At 58.8% G+C, this 13569-nt stretch carries 14 protein-coding genes and 1 other RNA gene (1 of these 15 only partly in view); 9 read left to right on the top strand and 6 right to left on the bottom strand.

Features of this window, described 5'->3' with window-relative positions:
* The first annotated feature begins 86 nt into the window (after positions 1-86).
* On the top strand, positions 87-1034 hold the full coding sequence (locus GBCGDNIH1_RS21595; protein ID WP_043454298.1) for a cation diffusion facilitator family transporter: 948 nt from the start codon (positions 87-89) through the stop codon (positions 1032-1034).
* Here the strand turns inward: GBCGDNIH1_RS21595 and GBCGDNIH1_RS21590 are convergent.
* Genes GBCGDNIH1_RS21590 through GBCGDNIH1_RS21585 form a run of 3 tightly spaced genes read right to left on the bottom strand, consistent with a single transcriptional unit; the run spans position 1013 to position 2802 of the window.
* Complete coding sequence (locus tag GBCGDNIH1_RS21590; RefSeq protein WP_011632515.1) at positions 1013-2092, bottom strand: enoyl-CoA hydratase/isomerase family protein; 1080 nt, start codon at positions 2090-2092, stop codon at positions 1013-1015. The genes GBCGDNIH1_RS21595 and GBCGDNIH1_RS21590 overlap by 22 nt on opposite strands.
* Positions 2074-2517 carry a hypothetical protein gene (locus GBCGDNIH1_RS24890; protein ID WP_011632514.1) on the bottom strand — a complete coding sequence of 148 codons (444 nt, stop codon included), beginning with the start codon at positions 2515-2517 and terminating at the stop codon, positions 2074-2076. Before GBCGDNIH1_RS24890 ends, GBCGDNIH1_RS21590 begins: the two co-directional genes overlap by 19 nt.
* Before the next feature lie 15 nt (positions 2518-2532).
* Positions 2533-2802 (bottom strand): hypothetical protein, encoded by a 270-nt coding sequence (locus tag GBCGDNIH1_RS21585; protein ID WP_025318642.1) that lies wholly within the window; start codon positions 2800-2802, stop codon positions 2533-2535.
* Between the two features lie 315 nt (positions 2803-3117).
* Here GBCGDNIH1_RS21585 and GBCGDNIH1_RS21580 point away from each other — a divergent pair, with 315 nt between their 5' ends.
* Together GBCGDNIH1_RS21580 and GBCGDNIH1_RS21575 are read left to right on the top strand one after the other, a co-directional pair.
* Positions 3118-4356: an ABC transporter substrate-binding protein gene (locus GBCGDNIH1_RS21580; protein ID WP_011632512.1), complete on the top strand. Its 1239-nt coding sequence runs from the start codon at positions 3118-3120 to the stop codon at positions 4354-4356.
* Positions 4357-4395: 39 nt separating this feature from the next.
* Entirely contained in the window at positions 4396-5166 is a 771-nt protein-coding gene (locus GBCGDNIH1_RS21575; protein WP_043452981.1) for an N-formylglutamate amidohydrolase, read from the top strand.
* A gap of 14 nt (positions 5167-5180) precedes the next feature.
* On the opposite strand, the gene GBCGDNIH1_RS21570 is transcribed toward GBCGDNIH1_RS21575, so the two are convergent.
* Positions 5181-6059, bottom strand: a complete 879-nt coding sequence (locus tag GBCGDNIH1_RS21570) for a ribokinase (RefSeq protein ID WP_011632510.1) — start codon at positions 6057-6059, stop codon at positions 5181-5183.
* Between the two features lie 29 nt (positions 6060-6088).
* Complete coding sequence (thyX, locus tag GBCGDNIH1_RS21565; RefSeq protein WP_011632509.1) at positions 6089-7021, bottom strand: FAD-dependent thymidylate synthase; 933 nt, start codon at positions 7019-7021, stop codon at positions 6089-6091.
* Between the two features lie 60 nt (positions 7022-7081).
* On the opposite strand from thyX, the gene ssrA reads away from it, so the two are divergent.
* The 5 genes from ssrA (at position 7082) to greB (ending at position 10958) form a co-directional block, all read left to right on the top strand.
* Positions 7082-7395: a transfer-messenger RNA gene (gene ssrA / locus GBCGDNIH1_RS21560) on the top strand.
* 128 nt (positions 7396-7523) lie between these two features.
* Positions 7524-8117: an SspB family protein gene (locus GBCGDNIH1_RS21555; RefSeq protein WP_043452979.1), complete on the top strand. Its 594-nt coding sequence runs from the start codon at positions 7524-7526 to the stop codon at positions 8115-8117.
* A gap of 53 nt (positions 8118-8170) precedes the next feature.
* Positions 8171-9823 (top strand): fumarate hydratase, encoded by a 1653-nt coding sequence (locus tag GBCGDNIH1_RS21550; RefSeq protein ID WP_011632507.1) that lies wholly within the window; start codon positions 8171-8173, stop codon positions 9821-9823.
* A gap of 10 nt (positions 9824-9833) precedes the next feature.
* Entirely contained in the window at positions 9834-10442 is a 609-nt protein-coding gene (locus GBCGDNIH1_RS21545) for a DNA-3-methyladenine glycosylase (RefSeq protein WP_232449642.1), read from the top strand.
* Positions 10443-10490: 48 nt separating this feature from the next.
* A complete protein-coding gene (greB, locus tag GBCGDNIH1_RS21540; RefSeq protein WP_050748461.1) occupies positions 10491-10958 on the top strand; it encodes a transcription elongation factor GreB in 468 nt (155 codons plus the stop codon).
* On the opposite strand, the gene GBCGDNIH1_RS21535 is transcribed toward greB, so the two are convergent.
* Positions 10940-11191 carry a hypothetical protein gene (locus tag GBCGDNIH1_RS21535; protein ID WP_011632504.1) on the bottom strand — a complete coding sequence of 84 codons (252 nt, stop codon included), beginning with the start codon at positions 11189-11191 and terminating at the stop codon, positions 10940-10942. The genes greB and GBCGDNIH1_RS21535 overlap by 19 nt on opposite strands.
* A 419-nt stretch (positions 11192-11610) precedes the next feature.
* Here GBCGDNIH1_RS21535 and clpB point away from each other — a divergent pair, with 419 nt between their 5' ends.
* A protein-coding gene (gene clpB, locus GBCGDNIH1_RS21530) for an ATP-dependent chaperone ClpB (RefSeq protein WP_011632503.1) crosses the window boundary here: on the top strand, positions 11611-13569 show its 5' portion. Its footprint extends 639 nt past the window's final position; the window shows 1959 of its 2598 coding nt (coding positions 1-1959); the start codon lies at positions 11611-11613; its stop codon lies beyond the right edge, outside the window.

Genomic DNA, 13569 nt, shown 5'->3' with positions numbered 1-13569 from the left:
ATCTCTGATTGAAAAAGGCAGCTTCCGGGCTGCCTTTTTTATATCTGCCCGTTTGCAGGATGGCATATGATCATCATAGTGGCGGGATGGCATCTGCATCTTCTTCCCGTCTCGTCGTTTTTGCCGCGCTGGGCGGTAATTTCGCGATTGCCGTCATGAAATTTGCAGCGGCAGCCTCCACCGGTTCTTCCGCAATGTTGAGTGAGGCGGTGCACTCGCTGGTCGATACCGGCAACCAATTGCTGATGCTGTGGGGCATGAGATGTGCGGCCCGTCCTGCCACACCCGAACACCCGTTCGGTCATGGGCTGGAGCTTTATTTCTGGAGCTTCATGGTGGCCGTGCTGATTTTCGGTCTTGGCGCGGGTGTCTCGATCTTCGAGGGGGTCGAAAAGCTGCGTCACCCCGTTTCTGTCACTCATGTCTGGCCGAATTACCTCGTGCTGGGCGGCAGCTTCGTGTTCGAGGGCATTGTCTGGCTGCTGGCAATGCGTGCTTTCCTCCGTCAGAAGGGAAGGCTGGGTGTGCTGGAGGCAGCACAGGCCAGCAAAGATCCGACCGTGTTCACTGTCCTGTTTGAGGATACCGCAGCATTGCTGGGTTTGTTGACGGCGGGGGTCGGGTTGGGGCTGGCCCAATGGCTGCATCAGCCGGCGTTTGATGCGATAGCCTCGCTGGTGATCGGCGGCATATTGGCGGTCACGGCGCTGTTTCTGGCGCGCGAAAGCCGCTCTCTGTTGATCGGCGAGTCTGCGCCTTTAGCGGTGCGGGAGCATATTCGGCGGATTGTGGCATCAGAACCCGGTGTGGTCTGTGCCAATGAAATCCTGACGATGCATTTTGGCCCGTCCGAGGTGCTGGTGGCGATCAGCATGGATTTCGAGAACCAGCGCAGCGCCGGGGCCGTTGAAGCCGCCGTTTCCCGGATCGAGCAGCGTATCAGAAACAACTATCCCGAAGTCAGGCGGGTCTTCGTTGAGGCGCAGGGCTTCGAGAGCCACCGTGCCTTCGATCAGCAGACTGTGCCCGGATAGGATGCAGCGGATTGCAACACGCTGGCGATCATGGCGGCATCGACATCCTCGACCCGCGCATCCTGCCAATGTGGTGTGCGATCCTTGTCTACCAGCAGGGCACGAATACCCTCCGCAAAATCGGGCAATCTGGTGACGGTCATGGCCATGGCCAGATCCCGGTTAAGGGCCTGTTGAAGCGTCAGCTTCTGACCGGTTCGCATCATCTCGAAGGTCCAGCACAGCGCGGCAGGTGATTTTTCGCGTATGGCGGCAAGTGTTTCCTCCCCCCATTGGCTTGTCTCGCCCGCAAGGGCGTCGAGAATGTCAATGAGCGAAGTGCCGGAGAAGCAGGTGTCGATCCGTGAGAAAACATGGTCAAAGGCGGAGGAAGGAACGGGAAGATCGGTTTCCACCAGTGCAGCCAGACCGTGTTTTTCCAGACCGGCGACAAGCTCGGACATTTCTCCGGGCCAGAGATGCGTGAGAAGTCCGGCAGCATGGGCCATCTCGGCGGGGATGGGGCGTCCGGTCAGTGCCATGTAAAGTCCGGTCCGGCCTCGCAACTGCGGTAGTACCTGGCTGGCGCCGACATCCGGAAACAGGCCGATGGCTGTTTCAGGCATACCGAAGGAGGCAGCGCGGGTCGCAACCAGACTATGGGCATGCATTGCCAACCCCATGCCGCCACCGACACATAATCCGTCGACCAGAGCAAGAACAGGCTTTGGATAGGTCGCAATGGTATGATCGAGCGTATACTCCTCGCGGAAAAATGTTTCCACGACGTCCATATCGTCGGCCAGTACGGCTTCCCGTAAACGCCTCACATCGGCTCCGGCACAGAAAGCGCGCCCGGTACCCTGCAATATGATGGCGGTGACGGCTGGATCATCACGCCAGAGGTTCAGAGTCTGCTGAATGGCTCGTACCATTTCCCCATTCAGCGCGTTAAGGGCCGAGGGGCGGTTGAGCGTGATCCAGCCGGTCGGGCCGCTCTGCCGGATTGCGACAGTCTGGACTGTGCCAGCCTGGATTGCGACAGTAGGGGCGGGGGAAATCAGGTTTTCTTGTTCCACAGGGCAACGATATTGGCGATGGCACCTGTCAGCAAGGCCCCGAGTATGCCTGTCACTCCAAATCGTTTTGCCAGGGGCGCGAGAGTGGCCGCAGTCGTGAATATACCAGCCAGTTCCGCCCGTGCTTGATCGCGCACCACCCTTGCTTCATGGGCGATCGGATCAGGAGAGCCTTTCAGTGCCAGCAGAGCGAAAATCAGCACGAAGAACAGATCGCCGCCCAGAATGATCCCCGCCGCACCGATCGGCGGGACATGAGGTTGCAAGGCGAGATAAAGGACAAGGTGCAGCATCATCAGGGATGCCCCCAGAAACAGCAGGGCAATGGCCAGGAAGATCACCCGCAGGGCGACCTGCCATGCCTGCCGTTTGAGGATCAGTCCCTCCGCCTCAAGGGCGGTACGTGCGAGGCGAAGGGTGCGCATGAATCGAGTCCCGTATCAGCGGAAGATACGGGCAATCAGCCATCCCGCGGCGCCGGCTGCAAGCAGGGCGACCAAAGGTCTTTCCTTCACGTGCTCACAAATCACACTGGAATGCTCACGCGTATAGCGCTGTGCATTCCGTGCTGCACTTTCGGCCCGGCCGGCTGCATCGGCCAGCGCCGGAGTAACACGGTCGTTCAACAGCGCTTCCACCTGCTCACGCAGGTGCAAAATCTGCTCCCGTGCGTCATCGGCAGAGGAACGGGAGCGGCGGAATAGCGCCATAAGGTTATCTCCTTGGTGCGTCATGCGTGACCCTGCACAAAATCAATACCGCACGAGATCGTTGGGATCCTGGTAGGAAAGACCTTGCCGCAGGGCCTGTTGCCTCTTTTAACGCGACGTCCTCATGGGCGGTTGCTTCATGAGCGTTCAGGTGGTTGGGTGCCGGAATGAACGCATCTATGCTTCTCCTCTCCCTTTCGGCAGTCTGCCTGTGTAGAAGCATCGGGGAATGAGTGGTCGCGCCTGCAATAATCCTGCCTGCCCCATGACGGAAAGAGGCCAGCCCCGCGTGTTTTTGGACGGATACCCTATCGGATGAAACCTCGCTTTGCTGGCATTATCGTGGCTGGTGTTGCCGCGATCATGACCCTTGTCACTTACGGGGCGGGGGCGCAGGAGAAGCGGGATACGTCGCCTTCTGTTCTGGGTGTAGGTTTTCTGCCGGGGGTCAATCAGGATTTCCTGCGCAAAAACATGCTGGTCGATCTGGAAGCACGTACGCATCTCAAGCTTCGTTTCTTCCAGTGGAATGGCGACGCTGATACACTCGGTCATCTGGATGGGCCGGCTGACAGCGTGCTTGAATGGCCGGAAGCAGCCCTGGATACTGCCTGCGAGCATGGTCTGGTGCTGCCGCTGACAAAAGTGCTGGACAATTCCGACCCTCATCATGCTGCGACCGGAGAAGCGGAGCAGGGCAATACTCACGCCGCGCCCGCACCACTCTCGACGATATCCCCCGACATTGTGAAACCATCCGCCACAGCAGGCAATCCGCAGCATAATCCTGTGCCGCACAAATCGACCGCCGCAGGGATAGACTGGTTGCCGCAGGGGCAGGGCAAATGCGGGCTGGGCGCATGGATGCGCAGCATGGTTCTGGTCTGGGATGTGTCCAAATTCCAATCCGTGGAAGGCTGGTCGGATTTCTGGGATATCGCCAAATATCCGGGCAAGCGCGGCTTGCATCGTGGGGCGGAAGGCAATCTGGAAATTGCCCTGATGGCTGACGGGGTATCGCCGGGCGATGTCTATAACGTGCTTTCCGGCAAGGACGGTCAGGATCGCGCCTTCCGCAAGCTGGCTCAGCTCCGTCCCTATATCGTGTGGTGGGAGACGGATGCGCAGGCCGTGCATCTGATGGCATCCGGACAGGTCCTGATGGAAAGTGCGCCGGCGGAGCGGATTTTTCTTGCGGACCGGGAAGCTGAAACGGGTGCTCCGTCGGCAACGGGAAAGACCCTGCGCTATGGTGTGCAATGGAGCGGCAATCTCTACCGGATTGGCTGGTGGGCGGCTCCATCCGGGGCCAATCCATTGATGGTGCAGGACTTTCTGAGAACATGGGCCGGTAAGGAGGTCCAGCAGGCCATGGCCGGGCAAACCGGCCTCGGCACTTTTTCCCCTGAGGCACTGGCAGGGTTATCACCGCAGATCATCCGCTGGATGCCCACGGCGGACAATCATTGGCAGAAGGGGCTGAAAATCGATGCCGCATTCTGGGCTAAAAATGGTGCGATGCTGAATGAGCGCCTCAACCAGTTGATGAAATAAGACCCTCCGCAGGGCATGGTGACAGAAGGAACAGGGCGGATGGCGCATAACAGCCTGTTGCAGGCCCCCGAGGATGAGGCACCGGTTATGGTGCTGCGACCGGAGGCCGAAACGGATATTCTGCTGGTGGTGGATCATGCCGGCCGCGCCATTCCCCGCCAGCTGGGTTTGCTGGGATTGGCTCCGGCGGAGCTGGACCGGCATATCGCATGGGATATCGGCATTGCAGGCGTGAGTGAGGCTTTGTCGCAGCATCTGGATGCAACCTGCATCATGCAGCGTTATTCCCGGCTGGTCATCGACTGCAACCGCCCGCTGCATGTGCCGAGCGCCATTCCCGAGATCAGCGAAGACACCTTGATTCCTGGTAACGCAGGGCTCGATGAGGCAGAGCGTGAAGCGCGGCGGGGGGAAATTTATGCCCCGTATCACGCCCGCATCGCCGCCGAGCTGGATCGCCGGGCCGAACGCAACACGGTTCTGGTGGCCATGCACAGCTTTACACCGGTTTATAAAGGCGAGGTGAGGGGAATGCAGGCAGGCGTTCTGTATAATCGCCACACGGCGCTGCCGCATATCATGCTGGACCTGCTGCGAGCGGAAAAGGGGCTGGTGGTAGGAGATAACGCCCCCTACAGCGTGAGTGACGAGACGGACTATACGGTGCCCTTCCATGCCGAGCGGCGTGGCCTCCCCTATCTGGAGATGGAAATCCGTCAGGATCTGATTGCCGATGCGGCAGGTCAGGCGGAATGGGCCGCGCGTATGGCGCGTCTGCTGCGCATCGGGATCAGCCGCCTGATCGGGTAGCTTGCTCCTGTTATTTACCGCAGTGCCGCTTCAATTTCATGCTGCGCCGGTGACGCTGTCTGTGCGCCGGGCTGGGTACAGCAGAGCGCGCTGGCGACGAGAGCGCGTCGGGCAGCCTCTATGGTGGATGCGCCCCTTTCCAGTGCCGCGGCAAGCACCCCGACGAAGCAGTCTCCAGCACCGGTCGTGTCGATGGCGGAGACCGGGAAAGCGGGCAGGGATGTTGTTGCTTCCGCATTGGCGATATGGACGCCGTCCGCGCCCAGTGTCTTGATCACGGTGCTGCCGAGCAAGGCATGAAGGGCTGCGGCGCTGTCATCGGTCTGGAGATGACGGGCCAGCCATGCGGCCTCATCTTCATTGACCACCAGAATATCCACGGATCGCATTGTTTCCAGAGGCAAGGAAACAGCGGGGGCAAGGTTCAGCACAGTCCGCATACCGGCCTGCTTCGCACGATGCAGGGCGGCCGCTGTTTCGTCCGGTGGAACCTCCATCTGCGTGACCAGCACGGTGCCGGGGAGCAGCCGGTTGTCCTCGATCCACGCTGCCCGCACGGCGCGATTGGCGCCGGGTGCGACGACGATGTGATTGCGTCCTTCATGGTCAATGCAGATGGAGGCCAGACCGGTTCTGTCCTGCACCTGGCGCACCGCGCTGAGATCAACCCCGGCCTGTTTCAGTCCGTATAGGGCAGCGTCGGCAAAACCATCCTGACCAACGGCCCCGATCATTCGCACGCTGGCACCATCCTGCGCCGCGGCCACGGCCTGATTGGCCCCCTTGCCACCCGGTGCGGTCTGGCTGTCGAGGGCAAGCAGGGTCTGCCCCGGCTCCGGCAGGGAAGGAACAGACAACAGCAGATCGAGATTGATCGAGCCAAAGACGATCATGTCTGCCGCCCTTTCCGATTCCGGAAGTGTTACGCGCCTTCCTGAGCAGACAGAGCGGCTTCCATATCCAGCCATTCCCGTCGGCTCAGTCCGCTGTTTTCCTGACGGACGGCTTCACCGTTCAACCGTCTGCGCAGGACGGCGAGCATGGCGGCAGAGAAGGTGAATGCACCCAGACGGTATTCGCGGAATGCGGCCATGGCCAGCGGTACCCATGCTTCTACGCTGCGTATCATGGCGTCTGCATAAACGCGGATCTCGTACTGCGCATGCGGATCGGCACGCAGGGACAGGAAATGCAGCAGGTTGTGCAGGTCGGTTTTCCAGTACCACTGGGTGTAGGTGTTCAGGGTCAGATTCATGCGCGCCAGCTCGCGGGCCAGTCCCTGCCGCTCTGGATCGGTTCCGTTTTCATTCAGCATGGCGAGGTAATGGGTGTGGCAGGTCTCCGCATCCTCGCGCAGCAGACGCAGTACCGTCGCGGCTTCCTCCCCCTGAAGCACATCGCCACGTCCCTGCCGGTTGCTGACGGATTGTGCCGCCAGATGCTCGGGCGCTGGGATATAGAATTCCCGATCCATCACCGAGTAGCGGGCCGAATATTCGTTCACATTGGCAGTACGATGGCGAATCCACTGCCGTGCCACGAAAATCGGCAATTTGATGTGATATTTGATCTCGCACATCTCGAACGGGGTGGAATGCCGGTGGCGCATCAGATAGCGGATCAGCCCGGCATCCTCGGTGACATGGCGGGTGCCCTTGCCGTAGGAAACGCGGGCCGCCTGCACGATGGCGGCATCATCCCCCATATAGTCAATCACACGGACAAAGCCGTGATCCAGCACCGGTACGGCTTCATACAGCATATTTTCCAGCGCGGGGACGGTCGCACGCCGCGTGGCGGTTGACTGGGCACGGGCGGCTTCAATATCCGCTTGCTGTTCTATGCTGAGTGTCATGGCTTTCCACTAACATGCCCCCAACCGTCAGGGGAGGGGATGATGCCAATTTGATGCATCCCTCTACCAAAGCAGGCAGTTATACCTTATATAGAAGTCGTCAGTTCGCTGACTATGGTGATAAACGGCGAGTGGAATAAGCGTAGTGGACCCGGGGGCGGTACCCGGCGCCTCCACCATATAACTCCGTTCTGCGGGGTTCATGGGGGCGAAACAGGCTCGACGCGCGCGGTAAAGACTCGTTTTTTGCCCGGCATGGTTCCGCCGTTATCGGGCCATATTACAGGTGCCAATGATAATCATGAGGCGCTCGCTGTCGCTGCATAAGCGATAAGCGCGGTTCGGGGGGCACCGGGCAACAGAAGCCCCCCACTTCCATCTTGCCCCACTTCCAGCTTCAGTGATCTGCCGGGATGGCTGTGGCATTCTTCCACCGTTCCCTTGCTTCCATCGCGTGGCGAGTCACGCTATTGCAAGGCAACGCGTTGAGGTGACCTTTGACATGACCGATACCACGGAACAGCGGCCGGAGAGCCTGCTCCCCTATGATGAATGGACCGAACAGGCGCTGAGGCAAGTCGTTGCCCGCGCGCTGGAGCATGTCGCCAATGATGGCATGCCGGAGGGCCATCATTTCTATATTACTTTTCGCACGGATTATTTCGGCGTCTCCATCCCCTCCCGTCTGAAGGCGCAGTATCCGCACGAAATGACCATCGTGCTTCAGCATCAGTTCTGGGATCTGGCGGTCGGCCCGGACAGTTTCAGCGTCGGCCTGTCCTTTGGCGGTGTGGCCAGCACGCTGCGTATCCCCTTTGCCGCATTGCTGGGCTTTGCGGATCCGCATGTCGGGGTGGGCCTTCGTTTCCAGGCCGATGAGCCAGGTGATGAAAACGCCAGTGAGGATGAACGTGACGATGAGGCGGAAGACGGATCCGAAAGCGGTAAGCTTGCAACCTTCCCCGGCTCTGCTGCCGCGTCTTCAACAGCTTCCCCTGCCACTGCCGAAGGAGAGCAGGAAAATGAAGACAGCGCATCGGCCCAGAGCGCGCCGCAGGTCGTGAGCCTGGATGCTTTCCGCCGCCGTAAGGACTGAAGCGGTATTTCTTTCTCCTCCCCCTCCCTTGAGCTTCAGGACTTCCCCCGATCATGGATGCCCATACCCCGAACGCTGCTTTCCCCGGCTTTGCCTACAGCCCGATGTTTCCGCTGACGCATGACGAGACCGTATGGCGTAAACTGGATATTGGGGGCCTCCGTGTATCGGAGCATGAGGGGCGGCGTATCCTGCATATTGCGCCTGAAGCCCTGACTGAGTTGGCCCGCACGGCATTTCACGATGTTGCGCATTTGCTGCGCCCTGCCCATCTGGCCCAGTTGCGCCGCATTCTCGACGATCCCGAGGCCAGCGCCAATGACCGGTTCGTAGCGCTTGATCTGCTGAAGAACGCGAATATTGCCGCTGGTGGCGTTCTCCCGATGTGTCAGGATACCGGCACCGCCATCGTGTTCGGCAAGAAAGGCCAGCATGTCTGGGTCGAGGGCGATGAGGAGGAGGCTCTCTCTCTCGGTGTGCATCGTACCTATACCGAGACCAACCTGCGCTATTCCCAGATGGCGCCGCTGACGATGTATGAGGAAAAGAATACCGGCAACAACCTGCCGGTTCAGTTCGATATTCTTGCCGTGCCGGGTGGCCATCATGCGGATGAGTTCCAGCTGATGTTTGTCGCCAAAGGTGGTGGGTCCGCGAACAAAACCTTTCTGTTTCAGGAGACGCGCGCGGTGCTCAGCCCTGAAAAGCTGCTGCCGTTTCTGGAAACGAAGATCAGGACGCTCGGCACCTCCGCCTGCCCGCCCTATCATCTGGCGATCGTCATTGGTGGCACCAGTGCGGAGACCACACTGAAAACGGTGAAGCTGGCTTCCACCAAATGGCTCGACACTCTGCCGACGCAGGGGGATATGACCGGCCATGCCTTCCGTGATCTGGAGTTGGAGCAGCAGGTGCTGGAACTGACCCGTTCCATCGGAATCGGAGCGCAGTTCGGCGGTAAGTATTTCTGTCATGATGTGCGGGTGGTCAGGCTGCCGCGTCATGGCGCCAGCCTGCCGATCGCAATCGGTGTGTCCTGCTCGGCCGATCGTCAGGTGCGGGCGAAGATCACGCCGGAGGGTGTGTTTCTCGAACAGCTGGAAACCGATCCGGCCCGCTTCCTGCCGGAAGCAACCGATGACATTCTGGGTGGCGAGGTGGTGCGCATCGATCTGAACCGCCCGATGGATGAAATTCGGGCCGCACTGTCGAAGCATCCGGTGAAGACCCGTTTGTCCCTGACCGGAACGGTGGTCGTGGCCCGCGACATTGCCCATGCCAAGCTGGCTGAACGGTTGGAGGCTGGTGAAGGACTGCCGGATTACATCAAAAACCACCCCGTCTATTATGCAGGCCCGGCCAAAACCCCGGATGGTATGCCGACCGGCAGCTTCGGCCCGACCACAGCCGGACGCATGGACAGCTATGTCGACGCATTCCAGAAAGCGGGCGGCAGTTTCGTCATGCTGGCGAAAGGCAATCGCTCGAAAGCAGTGCGGGATGCCTGCAAAACCTATGGTGGTTTTTATCTCGGCAGTGTTGGTGGCCCGGCCGCCCGTCTGGCGCAGGACTGTATCCGCAAGGTCGAAGTGCTGGAATATCCTGAACTCGGTATGGAGGCGGTCTGGAAGATCGAGGTCGAGGATTTCCCGGCTTTCATCGTGATCGACGACAAGGGCAACGATTTCTTTGAAGGATTGTCCTGATTCATTGCCCGTGACCTCCACCGGTGTGCCGGACGGGTTCTGGACTCGTCCGGTGACGGAAATTGCCCGGGATCTGGTGGGAATGACCTTGCTGGTTGATGGGTGCGGCGGCGTCATCGTTGAAACGGAGGCGTATGATCGGGATGATCCGGCCTCTCACAGTTTCTCCGGCCTCACCCGTCGCAATGCGTCCATGTTCGGGCTTCCTGGACACGCTTATGTATATCGTTCCTACGGCATTCACTGGTGCTTCAACATCGTGTGCGGCCCTGTTCCCGGTGGAGCAGTCCTAATCCGGGCGTTGCATCCGATGTTTGGTCTGGAGGCCATGCAGCTCCGCCGCGGTGCTATCCGGTTACGTGATCTGTGCCGTGGGCCGGGACGGTTGTGTCAGGCACTCGGGATCACTGACGGAATGGATGGCCTGTCCCTGTGCAGGCCCCCCTTCGACCTTCAGCCCTGTCATAAGACCGGTGAAGCATCAGACCTGATTGCGGCAGGTCCGCGTATTGGCATCACACGGGCCATCGAAACGCCATGGCGGTTTTATCAGGCGGAGTCGGTTTTCGTGAGTGGAAGCCGTTCCTCTCGCTTTCTCATCAATAAAGCCGGAAAGTAATATCCTTTGGCCACATCACCAAAGCCCTCATCCGGCGGTTCTTTCTACATGACTCCGGTGGGGCATGCGCAGATGGTTGCTGAATTGAAGCAACTGATGCGAGAGGAGCGACCGAAAATAGTCGAGATCGTCTCCTGGGCTGCAGGGAATGGGGATCGTTCGGAAAACGGTGATTACCTGTATGGAAAAAAACGTCTGCGCGAGATCGACCGGAGGGTCAGATTTCTGACCAAACGTCTGGAAAATGCGGTGGTGATCGATCCTGCAACGCAACCGCATAAGGACCGCATCTATTTTGGCGCCACAGTCACTTATATTAATGCAGCGGATGAAACGGTGCAGGTAACAATCGTAGGCGCAGATGAGGCCGATATGGCCTTGGGGCGCATCAGCCTGCTTTCACCGGTCGCAAAAGCGCTGCTGGGAGCCAGTAAAGGTGACGAGGTAACGGTTATCACCCCGGTCAAGACGGAAATTCTAGATATTCTCGATGTGGATTACCGCCCGTTAGCCTGATGTTTCGGTGCGGACCTGATCAGGGGAAAGGGAACGACATGCGTCATATCCATGTCATGATAACCCCATTCCGGCGCATTATCCTGTGTAGCCTGCATCGCCCTGATTGCGTCGGCCATTGAAGAAACCATGCAGGCTATGTCGGGGTTGCCATCCTCGTGAGCCTTGGCAACAATCTGGTCAAGATCGTTTACGTAATTCTGGAACTGACTGGAAGAATTCGTGGGGGTCATAGATGGCTCTTATAAACTTCTTGCCATGTGCAACATCATAATCGTGTGAATATGATGGTTGGTGTTGTGGAAATGCAAGGGCAAACACATTGTTTCATTGGATTTATTTTGAACCAGAGTAAGGAGGCTAATACCTCTACTTTAAAACAAATTATCTATTTTATAGACGGTAATTTGTATTATTTGGTTTAAATTTTGAGACAAAAATCTTAAATGAAACTCCTTTCCTAAAAAATCGCACAAAAAATTTTACCCTTTGGGGCAGGATGAAAATTTCACGTCTGTTATGTTTCCATAGAGGGGGTCCCTCTTGAGATGACGATTTTTTTTGCCATATCAGCTGTAGGAAAAGGGACGCCTGACTGCCTTTTGAGGGGTCGGCGTCTTCTGGTCGCCTGGGTATATAGGGACATGGAAGTATGGATATCGAGAAGTTTACCGAGCGGTCGCGTGGCTTTCTTCAGGCTGCCCAGACTATTGCGGCGCGGGAGTTTCATCAGCGCCTCGGTACTGAGCATCTGCTGAAAGCATTACTGGATGATGAGGAAGGGGCGGCGGCAGGTCTTGTGAGGACTGCCGGTGGCGACCCTGACGAGGCCCGTCGTGCCGTGGAGGCTGAAATCGCCCGGGTGCCGAAAGTGCAGGGTGCAGGGGCCGGACAGCCCCAGGCGACGCCGGACTTGATCCGTGCGCTGGACGCAGCGGAACAGGCCGCGAAGAAGGCCGGTGACGAATACGTGGCTCAGGACCGCCTGCTGCAGGGGCTTGCTCTGGCGGATGGTCCAGCCTCGCGTATTCTGAAGGAGGCCAAAGTCACTCCTCAGGCGCTTGAACGCGCCATTGGTGAACTCCGTAAGGGCCGTACCGTCTCCAGCCAGAACGCGGAGGCCACGTTTGATGCGCTCAAGAAGTATGCGCGTGACGTGACTCAACTGGCGCGCGATGGAAAGCTTGATCCGGTCATCGGTCGTGACGAGGAAATTCGTCGTACGGTGCAGGTTCTGGCCCGGCGCACCAAAAACAACCCTGTTCTGATTGGCGAACCGGGTGTCGGCAAGACTGCGATTGTAGAAGGGCTGGCTCTGCGTATCGTCAATGGCGACGTGCCGGAGGCTTTGCGCAATAAAAAGCTGCTGGCGCTCGATCTTGGTGCGATGGTGGCGGGTGCCAAGTTCCGTGGGGAGTTCGAGGAACGCCTGAAGGCGGTCCTGAAGGAAATTGAGTCTGCGAACGGCGAAGTCATTCTGTTCATCGATGAGATGCACACACTGGTTGGAGCCGGCAAGGCGGATGGGGCAATGGATGCATCCAATCTGCTGAAACCGGAACTGGCCCGTGGCGCACTGCACTGCATCGGCGCGACCACGCTTGATGAATATCGAAAGCATGTGGAAAAGGATGCGGCTCTCGCTCGCCGCTTTCAGCCTGTCTATGTAGAGGAGCCGAGCGTCGAGGATACGATCTCGATCCTGCGTGGCATCAAGGAGAAGTACGAACTTCACCACGGTGTGCGGATCACGGACTCTGCCCTGATCGCGGCGGCAACTTTGTCCAACCGCTATATTACGGATCGTTTCCTGCCGGATAAGGCGATTGATCTGGTGGATGAGGCCGCAAGCCGCCTGCGCATGCAGGTGGACAGCAAGCCGGAGGCGCTGGACGAACTCGATCGTCGCATCCTTCAGCTCAAGATCGAGCGCGAGGCGTTAAAGCGGGAGGATGATCAGGGCGCGAAGGAACGTCTTGAGCGCCTGCAAAAGGAACTGGCCGAGCTGGAGGAGAAATCCTTTGCCCTGACCACCGAATGGCGGGCCGAGAAAGACCGCGTTTCCGAAAGCCAGAAGCTGAAAGAACAACTTGATCAGGCGCGCAACGAAGTCGAGGTTGCTCAGCGTCGCGGCGATCTTCAACGGGCGAGCGAGCTTCTCTACGGCACGATCCCGGACCTTCAGGCAAAGCTGTCGGAGGCCGAAAATGCCGCGCACGGTAACGCTGGCAGCAGGCTGGTCAGTCAGGCGGTGACAGATGAGCAGATTGCTGCGGTTGTGTCCCGCTGGACCGGCGTGCCGGTGGATCGGATGCTGGAAGGCGAACGTGCCAAGCTGATGCGCATGGAAGATGAACTCCGTCAGCGTGTGGTGGGACAGGAGGATGCGCTGCGGGCCGTTGCCAATGCGGTGCGCCGTGCGCGGGCCGGATTGCAGGATCCCAATCGTCCGATCGGCAGTTTCCTGTTCCTCGGCCCGACTGGCGTCGGCAAAACGGAGTTAACCAAGGCTCTGGCCGAGTTCCTGTTCGATGATGACCGCGCCATGGTCCGCATCGACATGAGCGAATTCATGGAGAAGCATGCGGTCAGCCGTCTGATCGGTGCACCG

The sequence above is a fragment of the Granulibacter bethesdensis CGDNIH1 genome (assembly GCF_000014285.2).
GTDB lineage: Bacteria > Pseudomonadota > Alphaproteobacteria > Acetobacterales > Acetobacteraceae > Granulibacter > Granulibacter bethesdensis.
The sequence above is the reverse complement of the archived record's forward strand: the minus strand, read 5'-3'. Positions and strand labels throughout refer to the sequence as shown.

Coding starts and splice junctions, on each gene's coding strand:
- GBCGDNIH1_RS21595 (WP_043454298.1), top strand. CDS start 87: ATGGCATCTGCATCTTCTTCCCGTCTCGTCGTTTTTGCCGCGCTGGGC.
- GBCGDNIH1_RS24890 (WP_011632514.1), bottom strand. CDS start 2,517: ATGCGCACCCTTCGCCTCGCACGTACCGCCCTTGAGGCGGAGGGACTG.
- GBCGDNIH1_RS21585 (WP_025318642.1), bottom strand. CDS start 2,802: ATGGCGCTATTCCGCCGCTCCCGTTCCTCTGCCGATGACGCACGGGAG.
- GBCGDNIH1_RS21580 (WP_011632512.1), top strand. CDS start 3,118: ATGAAACCTCGCTTTGCTGGCATTATCGTGGCTGGTGTTGCCGCGATC.
- GBCGDNIH1_RS21575 (WP_043452981.1), top strand. CDS start 4,396: ATGGCGCATAACAGCCTGTTGCAGGCCCCCGAGGATGAGGCACCGGTT.
- GBCGDNIH1_RS21570 (WP_011632510.1), bottom strand. CDS start 6,059: ATGATCGTCTTTGGCTCGATCAATCTCGATCTGCTGTTGTCTGTTCCT.
- thyX (WP_011632509.1), bottom strand. CDS start 7,021: ATGACACTCAGCATAGAACAGCAAGCGGATATTGAAGCCGCCCGTGCC.
- GBCGDNIH1_RS21555 (WP_043452979.1), top strand. CDS start 7,524: ATGACCGATACCACGGAACAGCGGCCGGAGAGCCTGCTCCCCTATGAT.
- GBCGDNIH1_RS21550 (WP_011632507.1), top strand. CDS start 8,171: ATGGATGCCCATACCCCGAACGCTGCTTTCCCCGGCTTTGCCTACAGC.
- greB (WP_050748461.1), top strand. CDS start 10,491: ATGACTCCGGTGGGGCATGCGCAGATGGTTGCTGAATTGAAGCAACTG.
- GBCGDNIH1_RS21535 (WP_011632504.1), bottom strand. CDS start 11,191: ATGACCCCCACGAATTCTTCCAGTCAGTTCCAGAATTACGTAAACGAT.